Origin of the sequence: Xanthomarina arctica (assembly GCF_014638915.1) — a bacterium.
GTDB classification, from domain to species: Bacteria; Bacteroidota; Bacteroidia; order Flavobacteriales; family Flavobacteriaceae; genus Xanthomarina; species Xanthomarina arctica.
On record NZ_BMFQ01000003.1, the window covers coordinates 126,602 to 145,632 of the forward strand.

The window sequence follows — 19,031 nt, forward strand, 5'->3', positions numbered from 1 at the left end:
TACTATGAGCAAAAAAGGACTAGATACATTATTTGTCCATTACGGAATCCGTAAGGAAGATATGCAAGTAATAGAAACATTGTGTTCTCAATACGAAACTGATTTTGACTGGTTAAAAGAAGATGTTTTAAAAACCTACCATGAGAAAAAGATAAAAAACGAAGAACTAGAAGAGAAGCACTTGATAAAGCTACTTGAAAAATCACTTCAAAAACTTAAGTAAAGATGCTGATAAAGAGAATTAAAGCAACAAACTTCAAGACGTATCTTAATCTAGATTTAGATATTACGGCAGAACCAGACAGACCTATTGTGCTTATTGGAGGGGAAAATGGTGGCGGTAAAACCACATTTTTTGACGCTATATATGGCGCCCTATATGGATTGTCTATTCCAAATAAAAAAATCTTTGAAGAGTTAATAAACGCAGGAGCGACCAAGTCTCCAGAGCCTCGTATTGTATTGGAAATACACTTTTCTGGTCGTGTATTAAACCAGGAACAGAGTTATGTTCTCACACGCACTTATCTGCTTAACCCAGAGAGCAAACCAGTAGAGAGTGTACGCTTAAATATGAATGGTACCATATTTCAATATGGTTCAGCCACACCTGCAACACAACGTGCAGAGCAAGAAGCTCAGGTAAATAAAATTATAAAAGCAAATCTACCAGAAGAACTTAGTAAGTACTTTCTTTTTGACGCAATAGAAGCTGGAAACCTTTTAAAAGAAGATAGACTTAATAGAGTTATTAAAGAGAACATTGAAAATGCAATGGGCTTTAAAAAGTACCTCAATATTGCAAAAGCAGCAGAATCTTTATCTCTAGATTATACAGCACAAAGTCTAGACTTAGAAAACGAGAAAAAGGAATATCTAGCACTGGTTGAAGAAAAAAAACGCCTAGAAAATGTAGAACTCGAAAAATTGACCAAAGATGCGCAACGTGCCTACCAGTATAGCATTACTAACAAAGAGTTATATGATAACCTTAAAAAAGGTTATAATGAAGAATCTACCATTAATAATAAGATAGATCAACTTAATACAGAATTAAAAAGTACAGCACAAAGAGAATCTCGTTTTCGCGAAAGTGTAAATGAATTTACATCCAATATAGAAATGCACGTGTGCTTACCTAAACTAGAGCAAGCCTTTAAGTCTGAAGTCGCTTTAGTTTTAAAAGAACAATCACAAGCGGCAGAAGATGGGACAGAAAGTATCAGTGAATCTACTATCGAAAACATACTAGTTAAAGGAATTAATTATCTAAGTAATAAAGGCTACCAGCTTAAGGATATTTCCGTGACAGAACTAGCGCATAATGTTCTTAAAGAATTGAAAGCTGAAGCTACAGAAAAGCAATATGACTTTTTTCAAAACAGTGAAATAAAAGCGTTAGAAAGTCTTGTAAACACAATTTACACTAATCCATATAATAGTCTTAAACAGGATAGTATTGAGTTAGATATAGCTATAGAAAATAGCAGTCGTACTGCAGAGCTAATAGAAAAATTAAAAGCGCAAATCTCTGGAGATGACTACTCTGTTTTAAGAGCCTATGAGGATAATGAATCTAAAATCAAGCAGCTAGAACAAGATGAAACGGACTTACTTAAAGAAATCAAAAAAATAGATAGTCGCATCCATCAATTTGACATTCCAACTACTGAAGAGCCAGATCCTAAATTTGAAGCCTTAAAAAGATTGCAACCTTTATTTGAAGGCATTGCAAACACACTTTTAAAAAGCAAAAAAGATCAAATACAAGCACGTATGAAGGAAGATCTCAATAACATACTTGCAGCATATAAGGATGTAATAAGCAAGGTAGAATTATCAGAAGACCTGAAAAATCTTAATTTTAGAATCTATCATAAAGCAGGTAATGAAATTTATTTAAATCAATTGAATACCGCCTCTAAGCAAGTGGTAATACAAGTACTGCTTAAATCATTGCACGAATTTGGAGATTATGATCCTCCAGTAATGATAGATACAGTCATGGGACAATTGGACAAAACCAGCAGAATTTCAGTTCTAGAAAGTTATTTTCCTCAATTATCACATCAAACCATATTATTGAGTTCAGATAGCGAAATAAGACCAGAAACCGATTTAGAGAAAATACGACCATTCATTTCCAAGTCATACACTTTAGTTCGTGATAAGGAGCTTCAGAAAACGAAAGTTGAAAAAGGTTATTTTAATATTCAAATTGACTAATATGGAACAGATATCACTACAAAATATTCGTCAAAGCGAGGGATTGATAGATCATTTATTACCACTAAAGCATAAGCTAGAGCAAAAGGTAAATTTAAAAGAGTACAAATTTGACAATAAGCCTGTTAATGTAAGTAATAACTTATTACAGCGTTTAGTTCTTTCAGCAGGATTAAGTCTTCCTGCAGATCGAGATATGAATAAAGTGCACGAAATCATAATGTCCAAATCAGGATTACGCATACACGTGACGACCTTCTCAAAAAACAAACTACATAACTTATGGTCCGCCCTTATTAAATTAAGATATGAAAGTAAAGAAGTAAATTGGAATAACGATGCAGCCATTAGTCGCATTATTAACTACGAAATGCTTACTGGTCTTGAGTATTTAATGCAGGATGATAATTTAGAAAACTGGCTCTCTGTATCAACATCTCAAAGTCGTACAGCTACCTACGGACAAATTCCATTTTTAGATTTGCACATTGGTATGTATGAAGATGATATACCGGCAACCCTAAACCTAAATGGTAGAGATATTCCAAATACACAAATTTTAATTGCTGGCGCTACAGGTTCTGGAAAGTCAAATCTATTGGCAGTACTAATGCAAGAAATGCGCTCCAGAACGGTGGAAACATCTTATCCTGTCAACTTTCTCTTTTTTGACTATAAAGGAGAATTTTCAGATCCTGCAAATAAAGCTTGGTTATCACATTTTGAATTGGATGATTCTGCAATTTTAGATCCCATTAAAGCACCATTACCATTTACACCATTTAAAAATTTTAGCGGTAAAGTACAAGGGGAAATAAATCTATATGCAACAGAAATGGCTAATGCTTTGTGTGCTATAGATAATACAAGAATAAGTGCAAATATGAGTAATCGCTTAACAGAAGCGGTAATCAAAGCTTATAAGAAAACCTCTAGCAAACCAATTACTTTTAAACATATTTTAGAAGCTTATGTCGATTTACAAACTGGAAAGGATAAAGATAAGGATGACAGTATTAAATCTGTATTAAAACAACTGATACGAAGTAATATATTCAATACAGTAGATACCATAGACCTTATAAATGAATGTTTTATCGTTAAGATGGACAGTTTTCCCAAAGATGGTCCAATCGCTAAAGCAATTGTCTACTTTATCATATCAAAATTGACATCCATCTATGAAACCTTACCTAAACAAGGAACTAATACTGAGTGCGTAGAGATTAGACATTTCAGTATTATTGATGAGGCACATTATATGCTGGAGTTTGACAATAAACCACTACGTGATTTAATTGCAATAGGCCGGAACAAAGGTTTGAGCATCATATTAGCAACTCAAAATATGGACAGCTTTAAGTCCAAATACTTTGATTTCTATGCAAATGCTCAGTATCCCTTAATTATGAAACAGCAATCCATTACAGACTCTGTAATTAAAGATCTATTTGGTGTATCTGGAAATGAATTTAATGAAATAAAAGAAGCCATTTCTGGACTTAAACTAGGAGAGCTCATCATTAAAAATCCTACTGCGTTTGCTTTGGGAATGGGTAAAAAATATAAAAAGATACAAACGACGCATTTGATTTAATAAAAAAAATAAAATGTTTCTAATGGATTTAGCGAAACCCAAAGCTTTACAATATAATTTAAGTATTTAATACAAATATATTCTCACGTTATATCTTAAGAAATTGTCTATTCTATGATAGTTGATGAATGCGATGTCAGCAACTTTGTGTTAAAACAAGTCTTCTTTTTATTGGAAAAAAAGTAGTTTATAGAAAATCATAAACAACAGTATTCATAAGTAGCTTATAAGCCGAATTGACAGACGAGAGTAAAGCCGTATTTGACTATTTACATATCACTTAAATAAAAATAAATACAATATGAAACAACATAAATTATGAAGCCACTTGAAATTTTAATACAACCTAGTTTTAATTCCACAAGAGATTCTATGGGTTTTTCAGAAGACGAAGATTATAACAGCTATGCAGTAATGTTCCAGCAAGGATACGACATGGATGTTATAGAAGTTGAACCTGGAGAAAAATTCAAAATCAAGAAAAACACAAATGGGCAAATAGACTGCACTGAAACCCCATATAAATTTATCAAAAAAAAAGAAGAATGGGAAGATGAGGAGGATATATGGGATGAGGAGGACCAAGACAGTATAACTTTAGCTCCAGGAAAATATAAGTTTTTGGAAGATGGAATTGCTATTGAGGAAATTTAGAAAAAAAATGTAAATACGAAAAATAAATTATGGCAGCAATAGGTTGGATAGATTTTAGTCGAAAAGACAGAAATAGAGTAAGCAGTATTCTTGATTTACTTCGTCCAGAAGGGCAAGTAGATGAGTTGGGTATTGGTACCCTTCGAGATGGTTTGGCAAACTCATTATTTCCAGGTATTTCAACAATCCAGACACGGGCTAAATATTTTTTTATTATTCCTTATATTTTACAAGATTTCCTTCAACTTCCAGTTACGGATAGAAAAAAGAAAATGCCGACATATTATCTTGAAAATGAAGAATACGAAGTGATGTGGGATTTAGCAGACAAATACAACCACCAAGAAGGTCACGGTGTAATTGGGATTAGCAAATACCGAGCTAGAAAAGAAAAAATTGCACGTCGTCCATCTGAAATTTATTGGAACGGACTAAATGTTATGAAATGCCTTGACTCAAAAGGTCTATCGGCTGCAGCTTTCTTAAACAAAGCAAATAAAAATAATCAAGAAACACTTATACACTATAAAACAGTAGATGGAGAAGGAGATGATAAAGACGCTGGTTTTTATAATTATTTTAACATTAAGGTTCCAATAAATAAAAATTGGAAAACAAATTTAGATTTAAATCTAACAACTATAGAAGCAGAATTTCTAAGAGACAATATGATTGATATTAAAGATTCTGTTTTGTCATTAGTGGTTAGTAATGAGAATATATATTCTGAATTCAATACTACGGATAAATTTATTGATTTTGCTAGAATAAGTTATTCAGAAATTAGTAACGAACAATTAAAAAGTAACGTTATTCTAGCCCATGATTTCGCAATTTTAATGCAAGGTGCTCATATTGCTTACAATCAAGAATTACAAAAACAGTTTTGTGAAGCAGATTGCTTTGAAGAGAATTGGAACAAATGGTACGACAGTTTTGAACAAAATATGATAAACTATCAAGCATTCAATGTAGAAGATTTATTTGTACATGCTAATACAACTAGGGCATATACTAGAGATTTTGTTAGAGATTGGTTTAAATTACTAAAGGCGGAAACCTTAGATCTTCAGAAAAAGGCTGAACTAATAAGAAATCAAGAATGGAGAGCCAAAAATAAAAAAGCAAGATTGAAATATAATAAGAAAGACAAAATAGAAGAAGGCAAAGCTATCGGCTTAGGATTACTTGATTTTAGATTTAGAAGCGCAAAAATTATTGTTAAAGATATAAAGGAGGGATTAAAAAATGCTTGATGCAAAAAACAACCGCTTAGATTATGGAGCAGCGCTAAAACCTCCAATGGGATATGATTTAGACTTTGCTGTAACCACAACATATACTTTAGATTTAGAAGCTATTTTGCTTATTCCTGTTGCCCTATTTTTTTCAGGAGATCTAGATTTTAATCCAAAAGAAATTAGAGAAGATATGCTGGAAGCTTTAACAAATGTTTCCAAGCATATTGCTGTATTTTGCCAGCGTGGAAAAATTAAAGTGCCTAAACCTTACAATCCATTAATGGCATATTGGGAAAAAGGAATTCATCAAATTCAAATGCCTAATTATGACCAATCATTTCATCCTAAAATTTGGATTATTCGATATACTGCAAAAAACAAAAAAGAACCTATTAAATACCGTTTCATTTCTACAAGTCGTAACCTAACTTTCTCAAGAGACTGGGATATGGCAATAACTACAGATGGTGAAGTAAATAAAATTGAAAAGGAAAACAACAAAGGAATTATAGATTTACTTCAGTATTTAAAAAAAACAAGTGGTTTTAATATTCCAGAAGTGTTTTTTAAAGAACTACCCAAAGTAGCATTTGAGGTACCTGATGGTTTTACAAATATTGACTTCCACCCTATTGGTATAAATAAAACATACAAAAATCCTATTACTACCAAATCAGAAAAGCAAGATTACCGTTTAGTGGTTTCTCCTTTTTTAGACAAAACAACCTTAAATTATTTTACTGGGTCTACGAAGCAGTGTGCTGTTTTCAGTACAGATTTTGAATTATCTAGTTTAAAGGAAGCCGATTTAAAAAGTGTAACCAAAAAATTCTGTTTTTCACCGTTTATTGAAGAGGCAGAAAGTATGGATGAATTAAGTGAACCCGATGAAATTCCAATGAGTCAAAGTTTGCATGCAAAATTATTTATTGATAAAAAAGGAAGTTCAATTTCATGGTACTTAGGTTCTGCTAATGCAACAAAACCAGCTTCAGAAAAAAATATAGAATTCATGGTGGAACTTAAAACGGATAGTTCATCAAAGGGTCCGCAACAAATGGTGAGAAAACTAACAACTACAAGTGATTCTCCAATATGCTTATTTGAACCTTTTGATAGTGAAGAAAGGACCATACTGGAATCTGAAAAAATAAAGGAGCAACAAATTAGAAAAATTATACATACCCTTTCTGATATAATAATAACAGGAAAAGCAATCAAGAATGAATCAGGAAATTATGATTTGGAGATAACAGTCCCTAAAAAAGACTTAAAACTTCCTGAAGGGATAATTATAAAAATAAAACCTTTACCAGAAAAAAGGAAATCAAGTGTAGCTATTAATGCAATTGAAGAACAAATAATTACAGATTTTAATAATTATGAGGAAATCAATTTAAGCCCTTTTTTGATAATCGAAATAGAACTAAATTCAAAAATAGAAAAACGTTTTGTGGTTGACATGAAGATAAATCTCGAGGAAACACGATTCAATAAGATTTTTTCTACAATCATTAATAATCGTTCTCGTTTTCTAAACTACTTATCATTCCTACTTTCGGAGGAAACACCCGACAAATTAGAAGATGAATACATAGCTAATAAAAAACGAAAAGGCACTGGAATGGACACTTCCATTGCATTTTTTGATGGTACTCCTATTTATGAAAAGTTAATGATTACTTCAAGTAGAAACCCTGAGCGTTTAAAGAAAATAGACCGTCTAATTGAGAGGTTAAAAGGGGAAAAAGAAACGAACGGAACAGAAATAGTGACGATTGAATTTGAGGAATTATGGCAAGTATTCAAACCTACTAATACTATAGAGAATGGAAGCTAAAGAATATATAGAAATAGCATTAGCAGGTCTAAAAGACTTTCAGTTAGAAACCGTAAACTATACCATAAAACAGTTTTTTGAAAACAATAAAACCAAAATGTTAATCGCAGATGAGGTGGGTTTAGGAAAAACAATTGTTTCTAGAGGTATTGTAGCTAAAATGTATGAAAAACATCTGCTAAGCAAAAACAAATCGAAGACTTTTAATGTGGTTTACATTTGCTCAAATCAAGCTATAGCGAAACAAAATATAGAGAAATTAAACATTTTTTATGGTGAAGATGCAGAACAAGTTATAGATTATTCAAGTACTGACGACAGAATAACAGCTTTAGCTTATGAGCCAAAAGAACAGAAAGGCAAATTCAAGTTCAGAATAAAAGCATTTACTCCAGCCACATCATTTGACCAAAAAACGAACGTTGGACGTTCGGATGAGCGGGTACTATTATATAGATTACTTCTCAATATAGAAACTCTAAAAGATAAAAAAAACAGTTTAAAATGGTTGCTAAAAGGCAATCGTTTTATGAAGGACACCAATTGGGATAAAGCTATTAATGATGCTAATTTAATCGAAAGTGGAAAAAAACAAAAACACTCCCATTTAGGTACCTATAGAAATATTCGAAAGGATTTATATTCTAAATACCATAAGGTATTAAAACAAAAAGTGGCAATTTCTGATTTAAAAAGTATCTATAATCATTATGATATCCTACAGGAAAAATCAGTTATTTTTTTATTAGAAAAAATATGTAGTGAAAGAATTCAGAGAGATAACTATTATACAAAATTCAAACACTTCAAAAGTATCATAAACTATTTGAGAGTAAAATTATCGGAGTGTTGTAAAGAATATTTAGAAGCAAATTTATTTATTTTAGATGAGTTTCAACGATATAATAAACTAATCAAAACAAAAGCATCAAATGAGCCAGGAACAGAATTAGCACGTCAAATCCTCAACAAAGAGGGAGCAAGAGTTCTGATGCTTTCTGCAACTCCTTTCAAACCCTATACCAACGAATTTGATCATTTAAATGGCGAACACCATCATATAGAATTTGAAAATGTATTGCGTTTTTTACTAAAAGAGGAAAATGAAACTTTTTGGCAGAAGTTTGAAGTAAATAGAAAATCATTCTTTCATAATTTAAGACACATCGCATCCTTAAAGGAGAATTTTGATGAAGCAAAAGAGGCAAAAGAAAATCTAGAAAATGTATATCGTTCATGTATTGCAAGAACGGAAAGAATGTTGGTTTCTAAAAATAAAGATGCCATGATGAAAAGTAATATTGAGGTTTTAAAAATCAGCAAAGAAGATATAAATGATTTTGTTCAATTTGATAAAATTGTTCAACATCTTAATGAAACACATAAAAGCAAATTAGCTATTCCAATAGAATATGCAAAATCATGTCCTTATCCACTATCATTTCTAACAAATTACCAACATAAAAAAAAATTAGAGGAGCATTACAATCAAGACGAAGTATTACGAAAATTGGTTAATTCGTCGAAAGAAAATTGGTTAGATTTTAATTTAATAAAGAACTACAAACCATTATTTAGCACAAGAAATAAAGTTATTCCTAATGCCAAAATAAGATTGTTGTTGGATGAAACAATTGACAAAGATGGTTGGAAATATTTATGGATTCCACCTAGTCTTCCTTATTATGGATTAAAAGGGGCATTTGAAAATTCAAAAGGCTATACCAAAACATTACTTTTTTCATCATGGAAAATGGTACCTCGTATGGTAGCAAGCATTGTTTCCTATGAAGCAGAAAGATTATCTGTTGGTAAATTACTTCACCAAACACAGCGAACAGAGTCCTATTTTGAAAAAAAGAGGTATCCATTTCCATTACTAACGTTCAAAACAATAAAAGAAGATAAATCGCTATCAGGGATGAATAACTTTATGTTAAATTACCCATCCATCTATTTAATAGATTTGTTTGATAGTGCGACGAATATTACTAATAAAAAAACACTAAGTGAAATCAAATCAGAGTTAAAAAGTAAATTAATTTCTGAATTAAGAAGTCTAAAGATATTTGAAATGGGTCACGAGGATGGTGATTGGCAAAAATGGTCTTGGTATGCGGTATTATTATTAGACAAAAACCATAAGGATGTTAATCATTTGGAAAATTGGTTAAACTCAAAGCATATTGATGATATTGCTGTTGATGTTGAGGATGCAGAAAATAAAGAGGATAAGTCAGGAAAGTTTAAACATTTTGAAGAAGTCAAGAATGTAATTTGTAAAAACCAAATTCCAAAACTTAATAAAATTACTGAATCACAATTTCAAATAGTAGTTGATTTTTTAGTAGATTTATGTTTAGGCGCTCCTGCTAATGCAGCATATAGATCATTCGATAAATTGTACGGAGAAACTATAGAAAAAAAATTAGTCGAAAGTTATCATATTGCTTCTGGATTTATCTCTTTATTCAATAAACCGGAAAGCATTGCTGTAATCCAATTAAACACAAATCAAAAAGAATATTATAACAGTGTTCTAGAATATTGTATTGATGGCAATATTCAATCTATGTTGGATGAATATTTTTATATGCTAAAAGACAGTAATAGTGTTAGAGATAGTAGACAGTTATCAGAAACAGTAACAGATATATTATCATTAAGATCCAGTCCTTTAGAAATTGGTAATATAAAAGATTTAAAAAGTAAAAAGAAGGATAAAAATAGAATCCGTTCCCATTTTGCATTAGATTTCGGCGAACAAAAAATAACTTCCGCTAAAGCAAATAGACAAATCAATATTAGAGAAGCTTTTAACTCTCCATTCAGGCCTTTTGTCTTAGCATCAACATCAATAGGACAAGAAGGTTTAGATTTTCATTTTTACAGTAAAAAAATTGTCCATTGGAATTTACCTTCAAATCCAATTGATTTTGAACAAAGGGAAGGTAGAATTCATAGATACAAAGGACATGTAATTCGTTTGAATGTAGCCGATAAGTATAAAAATCAGTTAGAAATTAACGATGTAAATTGTTGGGATAACTTATTTGAAAAAGCGGCTAATTCAGAAAAAATTGATTCAAAATTTCCATGTGATTTAATACCCTCTTGGCATTTAGAAACTGAGGATAGCTTAAAAATTAATAGAATAGTTCCACTATATCCATTTAGTAAAGACATTGAAAAATACCAAAACATGCTGAGGGTCTTAGCCTTTTACAGGTTTACTTTCGGACAACCAAGACAAGATGAATTAATTGAAATTCTAGACGATTCAAACGATACAGCTTTATTAGAAGATTTATTGATTAATTTGAGCCCAATCAGTTATTTGAAGTAAATAATTTTCAAAATGCAAAAACCCATCCTTTCAAAATCGACGTTTATAAGAGGCTTACAATGCGAAAAATCATTGTACCTCTATAAGCACCACTATAATTTAAAGGATGAAACGCCAGCACAATTACAAGCTATTTTTAATCAAGGTAACAATGTAGGCATATTGGCTCAAGAGTTATTCCCTAATGGTGTAGATGCATCCCCACCAAACCATTTTAAAATGCAAGAATCTGTTTTTAAAACGCAAGATTTTATTGCAAATGGGGAAACCATTATTTATGAAGCAACTTTTCAATTTAATGGTGTTTTAGCAGCTTTAGACATCCTTGTAAAACATGAGGATGGCTGGAAAGCCTATGAGGTTAAAAGTTCAACCAGTGTTTCAGACACCTATGTAATTGATGCGGCTATACAATTCTACACCATTGTAAATTCTGGCATCGATTTAAAAGACATTTCCATTGTCCATATAAACAACCAGTACGTAAAGAATGGAGAAATAGATATACAGCAACTATTTACAATAGAATCCGTATACGACAGGGTTCTAGAAGTAATACCAAATATTCCTAATCAAGTTGAAAACTTAAAGCAGGTTATAAAGCAAGAGTCTATTCCTAATATAGATATTGGTGAGCATTGCAACACCCCTTACTCTTGCGATTTTAAAGGTCATTGTTGGAAACACATTCCAGAAAACTCCATATTTGATATTTCAAATTTATGGGCAAGCAAAAAATTTCAATTATATGATAAAGGTATTACAACTTTTAATCAGATAGATCTAGACAATAATTCTTTAAATGCAAATCAGCAATTACAAGTCACAAGCGAATTAAATAACACAACCTACATAGATAGAGACAAAATCGCCACTTTTATAAAAGACCTCTCCTACCCACTTTATTTTCTGGATTTTGAAACCATGGGATCTGCAATTCCTATATATGATAGTACGAGGCCATATCAACAATTTGTATTTCAGTACTCGCTACATGTGCAACTTAAAGTAAATGATGAGGTTACACATTTAGAATATTTAGCTGAAACGACAACCAATGAAGATCCTAGAATAGGCTTTGTAAAACAATTAATAAACGATTGTGGCACTACTGGCGATATTTTAGTCTACAATATTGGCTTTGAAAGAGGAAAACTAAACGATCTAATAGACTTCTTTCCACAACATACCAACGAATTAAATAATATCATAAATCGTTTAAAAGACTTAATGATACCATTTCAAAAACGTTGGTACTATACTCCAGAGATGAAAGGAAGCTATTCTATAAAATATGTGCTCCCTGCATTAGTGCCTGAGTTATCATATCAAGATTTAGAAATCAAAGAAGGTGGTACTGCAAGCACCGTATTTGCACAAATGGCGAGTGGACAGTTTCCTGGAGATTATGAAAAAACAAGAACAGATTTACTGGAATATTGTAAATTGGATACCTATGCAATGGTAAAGATATATGAGGTGTTAAAAACTATATTAAGTACCAAAATTCAATAAGTAAGCGCCCATTTGAAATCTATCAAATAAAGCGCCATTTTAGTAAAATCACATAATTCTATATTTGTGCTCTTTTAATATTAAAATTAATATCTCTATCTCTTTACATAAGTTTTATTCCCATTAGAATTAATATAATATCTTCCACCTCGAGGTCCGGTATAAATAGTTCTAGTAGGACTTGATGAGTAATTATAGTTCGATCTTTGATTACTTGGTTTATTATATACAGGAGAGCTGTAACTCGGAGATGTATAGTTGGTTTTTATTGGTTTCGCAGTAGAAGTTGAATAGTAATTTGGAGATTTCACTTGATATATATGGTTTGAATTGTTTTGTGAAACTTGAGATCTTTCCCTTGCAGTTTTTATTTTATGCTGTTCTACTGTTAACAATTGCATATTTCTCGGGTCATCTGTTCCTCCTTGTGACAAAGGAATAATATGATCAATTTCGTATCCATAAGGTGTGCTGCTATATCCTTGTGACTTCAAAAAAGCATTTTTATTAGCTTCACTTCTTACAACTTTAGGCATACCTGTTGTACTATAATATGCGTCATAGATATATTCCGTGCTTCCTATTGTATAAGTTGATTGTGCATTTAAAAGCGTAATGGCAATTAAAATGCTAACGACTGATAAAATGTATTTAATAATTTTCATTTGAAAATAATTTAAAAGTTAAACTGATTTATTACTTAAAAGCATTATTATAAAAAGTTAACCGAGTGAAATTTTTTAAAAATTTGCTGTGACTTATAAAAAACATTTGCCTACACAATTTATAAGCTATGGCTTAGTCTGTCCTCACTTGGAAAATCCTACGGATTTCGAAACGCCAGTTTTTATTTGGATTGATTCGCGTTTTAACATTCAATTAAAGCATCAAAAAATGCAATCAAATTTTATAACTCTAAAAGATTAAATTTATCTTTAGAATTTAAAACACCAAACGACTTGCACCAAAATACCGCTTAAAATCATTAAATAACTTGTAGCCATATTTTAGGACGTGACACACCTACTCTTTTCAATTTCCGGCTACACTGTTTCAAATCTTATGTTTAGAGATTTATTGTTTTTAATAAGTAAAGTTTACTAATTGCCAAAAAATTTCTGCCAAAATGAAGGCCTCGCTTCTGCTGGAGTACTTACATTTTTAGTATTGTTTTCTGAGTTTTCATTTTCGTAGAAGTCAAATCCTACTTTTTCCTTCATTTTAATTTTTTCACTATATCTTAAACGCGCCATTTTTTCCTTCTCAAACATCATTCTCATGTCTGCTTCATTTTTATTAAAATTCATGGTGTTGTTAATTGAAATGGAGGAGGCCATCTTTTCTACGTCATGATCAGTTCCGATATATGTAAACGTCCAGCGGTTTAGTTTAAGCGCTTCAATCATGCTCTTGATATCACGTCCAGAATATTCTTTTGACGAGTTTTCTTCCCCATCTGTTAAAATAGTCACAAGTACATTGTAGTCTGTGCCTCTTTCAACTTTCTGTCTTAACTTATTAATTCCAAAACCTATGGCGTCAAACAATGGTGTAGATGCATTAGGATGGTAATTTGAATCGTCAATTTGTTCAAGCTTATTAACTGGATCCACAAAGTGTACAAGTTTTTGACGAATACCATTAAAGGTTACTAATGAAATAAAATGCTCTTGCTCTGGATGCTCTTTTTCAATGCCTTTTGCGGTCTGTACTATTTCGTTAAACCCCTGGATAGCTGTTTGCTTAATTGAATGCATAGAGCCGCTTTCATCCAAGATGATAAGGTTGTGTATTTGATGCCTTTTGTTCATTGTAATTGTTTATTTAATTGTTAAGCTGATTTATTACTTAATAGCGTTTATATAAAAAGGTAACCCAGAAAAATTGATAATTTAAAAAAATAAAACCCCAGCGCTGACTAGGGTTTGATATGCTTAGGATATAAAAATTTAATCTTTAATCCCATGGATTAGAAGTTGTGGTCGTATTATAATTCCCAAAATAATCAAAAGATCCAGTTGAAGTTCCTGTCTGTTGCCCTGAACTATTAGTATAAATCGTATTTACATTATTAAAGTAATCAACTGAGGAACTACTTTGCCCTGCAGAACTTCCATTACTATTGTAATAGTTCACATTATAATTATCAAAATAATCTGTTGATCCAGATGATGATCCTATGGTCGATCCAGTTGAATTATACGAAGTGGTATTTGTGTTCCCATAGTAATCTACTTTGGAAGTTGAAGTACCAATTACAGATCCTGAATTACCATAGTAAGTGGTGTTATCGTTACCAATATAGTCAGTAGAGGTAGTGCTTTTTGCTACCGTACTGCCATAACTATTTGAATAAGTAGTGTTCGTGTTTCCAAAATAATCAACGCTAGTGGTCGAGCTTAATGTTTGTCCTAAACATGTTGAAAGATTGAAAATTAAGATTGCTGTTACTGAAAAAATTGTTTTCATAATAATGAATTTTAAAGTGTTATTTATTTGTTTATATTCATTAATAAGGTTTCAAATAAAAGGTAACCCTTCAAATTCCATTTTTTTTTAATAAATGTCTTAATAACATATATTTTACAATTAAATTACATAACATAAAAATAATTTTAGGGTTACCAATTTGATGTTTTGATATAAATGATAAAGTTAAAAATACAATATCATGAAAAATCAAAACAACGAATTACAAATCTCTTGGGAAGTTACCAGTGCAAAATTAAATAAATCTGAAACCCTAAACTTTACGCATTCTCAGCATTCTATCAAGAGAGCAAATCAAAGAAACATAGACCCTTATAATATAACTCTAGCTATTGACTATGGGATAGCATTTTTTAAACAAGGGTTAATTTTTTATGTGTTAGGTGAAAACAATTTGCCAAATCATATGGCTCATAACTTAAGAAGAAAATACTCAAACCTCATTGTAGTAATAGCAGGGGACTCTAACACCATCCTAACGTGTTATAAATCAAAAAACCCCTTTAAACACATAAAGAAAAAACAAAAAAACATTAGTACCAAAATAATTTATGCAGCCTAATTAAATTGATACAAGTCGAATATTAATTTTTGTTATTAGCTACTCAATTAAAATAAATGGTGCCCAATAGAATGGTTCTGGAAATTCATCCTTAAGTTTTAATTTCGCTAAACGAAAGGCTTCATACTTTGGAATACCTTTCTCAATCCAATTGGTATAAAATGATGTCATTAACTTTTGAGTAGTGTCATCATTAACACTCCAGAAACTCATGATAACACTTTTAGCTCCTGCAAGCATAAACGAACGTTGTAATCCATAAATACCTTCACCTGTGACACTATCCCCTTTTCCTGTTTCACAGGCACTTAAAACTACAAGTTCAGTATCCTTTAAATTTAAACTTTTGGCTTCTTGCGCAGTTAAAATACCATTATTAGATAACTCAATAATATTACCATAAATAGTATTCTGAGCTCCTGCAAACAATAATCCTGATTTTAACAAGCTATTATCTTGAACATAATTAGATGATATCCCAAAAAGTTTATTATTAGTTGATTTTAAGCTTTCATCATTAATAAAGTAGCCGTGTGTAGCTAGATGCAAAATCCTAGGAGATGCAATTTCTTTTATATTATCCTCTGTAGCAGTCTTTAAATGATAAAGTTTTGTCTCCCAATTATCAGCTTCTAAAATGGTTGATATAGTTTGTATTTCTCTTTCTGTACCTGGCAAATAGGATATTGTTCTAGAAGAATTATAGGATCTCAAAAGTATAGAAATAGATGTATCTAAAACTACATCATCTGAATTAGGAATATTAAAATTCTCTAACTCATAATCTGGGTTTCCTACTAATATCGCTGTTAAATTTTCAGTGTTCTTATTTATTTCATTTCTATGAAAGAGACTTCTAGCACTTAGTATAGGTTTAATATAGAGGTAATCTATTACGTATTGGTTTTTTTCAGTATTAAAAAACGCCTCTGTATTAATCGAATTATAAGCGCCATCAGCAACTAAATAAAGGGTTTCAATACCTTCCAATTCCTTTTCAATAGGCTTAAAGAATAAGTTATAACTAGATATATCTTTTTTATATTTTAGTTCTCCAACACTATAATTTTGATATGTTTTTAAATAATCCTTTTCCAAGGCACTTGTACTGTCTATAATCACAAATTTCGGAGTACCATGCTTCTTCACAATAAATGCACCATAATAAATGGAATCCGTAAATTTATTAAGAATATTAAGCTTATCCTTTGTAGCACTTCTAGATTGTTTATTAATCCTTATAATTTCTACATAAGCTTCCTTATCCTTAAGCTCTTTAGTTAACTTTTCTAAAGAAGGCGTTTCAAGCTTGCTATTCTCACTTGAAAGAGACTTTTCTAACTCACGATTATTATATTGAAGTTCTTCAATTTCAGCTGAAAATTCTTCACCTTCTTCAAAATATGTGTTTAATAAAGCCGTATTTTCTTTTAGTTGTTGATAATTTGAGATGGCTTTTTGGTTTTGAATTTCAGATTGTTTGCTGTTATATAATAGTAAAGATTTAAAATAAAATCTTAGATTAAGGTACTCCTCCAAAAAAGTTGGCTCAGAATTAAGTAACAGATGTGTGTTGAGAAATTCAAACTCATCCGTAAAATCGATATATAATATCTCTCTTTCAGTATCACTTAATAAATGAAAGTAAGCATCATTTTTAGAAACAATCTGGTTTATGCCATTTAACAGAAGAATTCTAGCTTGATCATCTTTCCCTGTATTAAATTTAAGTAGGTATATTATTTTTAAAACCTTAGCTATATCCCCATTAACCTGATAAAAAGCCTCCAATTGTTCGATTGTTTTTTCAACATTATTATCAATAAAATAGTTACATAAAATAAGATTCATTTTCTTTCCTTTAGATAATTCCTCTCCATAAATCAAAGAGCTTTTTTCATAAGCAATTTTAGCATTTATAAAGTCATCTTGATAAAAATAATAATGACCTAAAGCATCAAAATAATCCCCTTCAGCTAAAGACATAAGATTATTCTGGCTCTCCAAAAATAGACGTGTCTCTTCAAGATAACTCCAGCTATTAGCATAGTCAGCTTGTAACAATGCATTATTTGCTAATCCTAATAGACAGGAATAATATAAAAAAGAATTGGTGACCTGTTCTTGCTTACTATAAATCTCATAGGCTTTTGTATAATAGCGCTCGGCATCAATAAAGTTATTTTTTGAATTAGCTTCCTGTCCTAAAAGTCCCCATATTTGAGCTGCTATTTCAGTCTCATCCAAATGATGTTCGTATATTAATTGTAATGCTTCGGTACCAATTGCAGTAGATCTATTGTCTTTTCCAAGAACATTTAAACTTAATGGTAATATTAAATACGGAAGAATCTGTGGGTTTTCACTCCCAAATAATGATCTGGAAAGTTCAACAGTTTTATAGGCAGTTTCTTGAGCATTTGGTAATCCAAGCATAGTCTCAACAATAGCTTTAAATTTATAAAACATTAGTTTAAATTCATCTTCAGCCCGATCAATGTTTCTATTACTTAGTTGTAAAGTTTTTAAAAAATCTTGTGTAAACAAAGAATACTCAGCCAACATCAAGTCAAGAAAAATAATATTGTCTTCAGTTAATTGATTTCTATGTGATTCTAATATACTGATTTGGCCTTCTATAGTTTTTTGGTCATATAAAATACTACGTTCAAAAAGAGTGATTGAAAGCGCATAAATTAAAAGTAAATCATCGTAATTTTGTTCAACTATTAACCTTTCTTCATAGATGCTAAATTGTGTCTCAAAAGCATTATAATCTCCCGTTTTAATAAGCATATCCAATTCGTCATAGTAATCAACCTCCTCAATATTAGGAAAATGTTCTTCTTTTAATCGTTTATATTTAACTTCATTAATATTATCACCTATTTCGTGATAAGAGCTAATTAAAAGTGTATACATTAATTCTTGCTCAGATATTTTTTTTAGTTGATACTTCTGGTTGGTTTCTAATGCCTCCTCACCAAACTTAATTACATTAATATAATTTTCATTCTCATAATAATACATTGTCAATTCAACTTTAATTTTAAGAAGTAGTGAGCTATCGTTTATTTGTTTCTCCTTGTAATTATTTAAAAAAGTTAATAATACATCTTCTTCCTTGGCAATTTGACCTGAATATCCATAAGCCTTGGCAAATTTAAAATCAAAAACTTTAAATGCTTGTGATTTATTTAATTCTATATAAGTTAGAGCATATTGTTTTGATAAGTCCAAATTATCATTTATATAATGTAGATAAGCTAAATAATATACACTCATATTAAAATTAGGATTAATATCAAGATTAAACTCCCTATTTAAGGAATAACAGGTTTCTAAATGTTTAATAGCTAGTGTATCATTCTGATTGTAAAAATAATTTAAGCCAATAAAATAATGTAATTTCATTAACTTGATTGGGTTGTTTGAAACTTCTTTATTTCTTAGATCTAAAGATTCTTGAAAATAATCTAGGGAGGATTCGTTTTTAAAATAATACACCAAACCTTTTCTGTATAGGAAGTCTGCATAAATAGTATCTTTCTTGAAATTTA

At 30.7% G+C, this 19,031-nt stretch carries 13 protein-coding genes; 9 read left to right on the top strand and 4 right to left on the bottom strand.

What is annotated here, in order from left to right:
- The first annotated feature begins 4 nt into the window (after nt 1–4).
- The 8 genes from IEV77_RS11885 (at nt 5) to IEV77_RS11920 (ending at nt 12,419) form a co-directional block, all read left to right on the top strand.
- Nucleotides 5–223: a hypothetical protein gene (locus IEV77_RS11885; RefSeq protein ID WP_188465128.1), complete on the top strand. Its 219-nt coding sequence runs from the start codon at nt 5–7 to the stop codon at nt 221–223.
- A 2-nt stretch (nt 224–225) separates the two neighbouring features.
- On the top strand, nt 226–2,226 hold the full coding sequence (locus IEV77_RS11890) for an AAA family ATPase (protein ID WP_188465130.1): 2,001 nt from the start codon (nt 226–228) through the stop codon (nt 2,224–2,226).
- Between the two features lies 1 nt (nt 2,227).
- Entirely contained in the window at nt 2,228–3,823 is a 1,596-nt protein-coding gene (locus tag IEV77_RS11895) for an ATP-binding protein (RefSeq protein ID WP_188465132.1), read from the top strand.
- A gap of 318 nt (nt 3,824–4,141) precedes the next feature.
- A complete protein-coding gene (locus IEV77_RS11900; protein ID WP_188465134.1) occupies nt 4,142–4,477 on the top strand; it encodes a hypothetical protein in 336 nt (111 codons plus the stop codon).
- A 29-nt stretch (nt 4,478–4,506) separates the two neighbouring features.
- On the top strand, nt 4,507–5,733 hold the full coding sequence (locus tag IEV77_RS11905) for a DUF6361 family protein (protein ID WP_188465136.1): 1,227 nt from the start codon (nt 4,507–4,509) through the stop codon (nt 5,731–5,733).
- Nucleotides 5,726–7,558, top strand: a complete 1,833-nt coding sequence (locus IEV77_RS11910) for a phospholipase D family protein (RefSeq protein WP_188465138.1) — start codon at nt 5,726–5,728, stop codon at nt 7,556–7,558. The genes IEV77_RS11905 and IEV77_RS11910 overlap by 8 nt, the downstream gene beginning before the upstream one ends.
- Entirely contained in the window at nt 7,548–10,904 is a 3,357-nt protein-coding gene (locus IEV77_RS11915) for a DEAD/DEAH box helicase family protein (protein ID WP_188465140.1), read from the top strand. The genes IEV77_RS11910 and IEV77_RS11915 overlap by 11 nt, the downstream gene beginning before the upstream one ends.
- 12 nt (nt 10,905–10,916) lie before the next feature.
- Nucleotides 10,917–12,419: a DUF2779 domain-containing protein gene (locus IEV77_RS11920; RefSeq protein ID WP_188465142.1), complete on the top strand. Its 1,503-nt coding sequence runs from the start codon at nt 10,917–10,919 to the stop codon at nt 12,417–12,419.
- A 95-nt stretch (nt 12,420–12,514) separates the two neighbouring features.
- Here the strand turns inward: IEV77_RS11920 and IEV77_RS17490 are convergent, their stop codons facing one another.
- The 3 genes from IEV77_RS17490 to IEV77_RS11940 form a co-directional block, all read right to left on the bottom strand.
- Nucleotides 12,515–13,084 (bottom strand): HNH endonuclease signature motif containing protein, encoded by a 570-nt coding sequence (locus tag IEV77_RS17490; RefSeq protein ID WP_229736660.1) that lies wholly within the window; start codon nt 13,082–13,084, stop codon nt 12,515–12,517.
- Between the two features lie 435 nt (nt 13,085–13,519).
- Complete coding sequence (locus tag IEV77_RS11935; protein WP_188465144.1) at nt 13,520–14,230, bottom strand: vWA domain-containing protein; 711 nt, start codon at nt 14,228–14,230, stop codon at nt 13,520–13,522.
- A 145-nt stretch (nt 14,231–14,375) separates the two neighbouring features.
- Entirely contained in the window at nt 14,376–14,888 is a 513-nt protein-coding gene (locus IEV77_RS11940) for a hypothetical protein (RefSeq protein ID WP_188465146.1), read from the bottom strand.
- Between the two features lie 202 nt (nt 14,889–15,090).
- Between IEV77_RS11940 and IEV77_RS11945 the strand changes: the two genes are divergently transcribed.
- Nucleotides 15,091–15,471 carry a hypothetical protein gene (locus IEV77_RS11945; protein ID WP_188465148.1) on the top strand — a complete coding sequence of 127 codons (381 nt, stop codon included), beginning with the start codon at nt 15,091–15,093 and terminating at the stop codon, nt 15,469–15,471.
- A gap of 39 nt (nt 15,472–15,510) precedes the next feature.
- Here IEV77_RS11945 and IEV77_RS11950 read toward each other — a convergent pair whose 3' ends face one another.
- Nucleotides 15,511–18,885, bottom strand: a complete 3,375-nt coding sequence (locus IEV77_RS11950) for a CHAT domain-containing protein (RefSeq protein ID WP_188465150.1) — start codon at nt 18,883–18,885, stop codon at nt 15,511–15,513.
- Nucleotides 18,886–19,031 lie beyond the last annotated feature (146 nt).

Excerpts from the sequence above, each read along its gene's own strand:
- IEV77_RS11885 (WP_188465128.1), top strand. The coding sequence starts at position 5 with ATGAGCAAAAAAGGACTAGATACATTATTTGTCCATTACGGAATCCGT.
- IEV77_RS11890 (WP_188465130.1), top strand. The coding sequence starts at position 226 with ATGCTGATAAAGAGAATTAAAGCAACAAACTTCAAGACGTATCTTAAT.
- IEV77_RS11895 (WP_188465132.1), top strand. The coding sequence starts at position 2,228 with ATGGAACAGATATCACTACAAAATATTCGTCAAAGCGAGGGATTGATA.
- IEV77_RS11900 (WP_188465134.1), top strand. The coding sequence starts at position 4,142 with ATGAAGCCACTTGAAATTTTAATACAACCTAGTTTTAATTCCACAAGA.
- IEV77_RS11905 (WP_188465136.1), top strand. The coding sequence starts at position 4,507 with ATGGCAGCAATAGGTTGGATAGATTTTAGTCGAAAAGACAGAAATAGA.
- IEV77_RS11910 (WP_188465138.1), top strand. The coding sequence starts at position 5,726 with ATGCTTGATGCAAAAAACAACCGCTTAGATTATGGAGCAGCGCTAAAA.
- IEV77_RS11915 (WP_188465140.1), top strand. The coding sequence starts at position 7,548 with ATGGAAGCTAAAGAATATATAGAAATAGCATTAGCAGGTCTAAAAGAC.
- IEV77_RS11920 (WP_188465142.1), top strand. The coding sequence starts at position 10,917 with ATGCAAAAACCCATCCTTTCAAAATCGACGTTTATAAGAGGCTTACAA.
- IEV77_RS17490 (WP_229736660.1), bottom strand. The coding sequence starts at position 13,084 with ATGAAAATTATTAAATACATTTTATCAGTCGTTAGCATTTTAATTGCC.
- IEV77_RS11935 (WP_188465144.1), bottom strand. The coding sequence starts at position 14,230 with ATGAACAAAAGGCATCAAATACACAACCTTATCATCTTGGATGAAAGC.
- IEV77_RS11940 (WP_188465146.1), bottom strand. The coding sequence starts at position 14,888 with ATGAAAACAATTTTTTCAGTAACAGCAATCTTAATTTTCAATCTTTCA.
- IEV77_RS11945 (WP_188465148.1), top strand. The coding sequence starts at position 15,091 with ATGAAAAATCAAAACAACGAATTACAAATCTCTTGGGAAGTTACCAGT.
- IEV77_RS11950 (WP_188465150.1), bottom strand. The coding sequence starts at position 18,885 with ATGAAATTACATTATTTTATTGGCTTAAATTATTTTTACAATCAGAAT.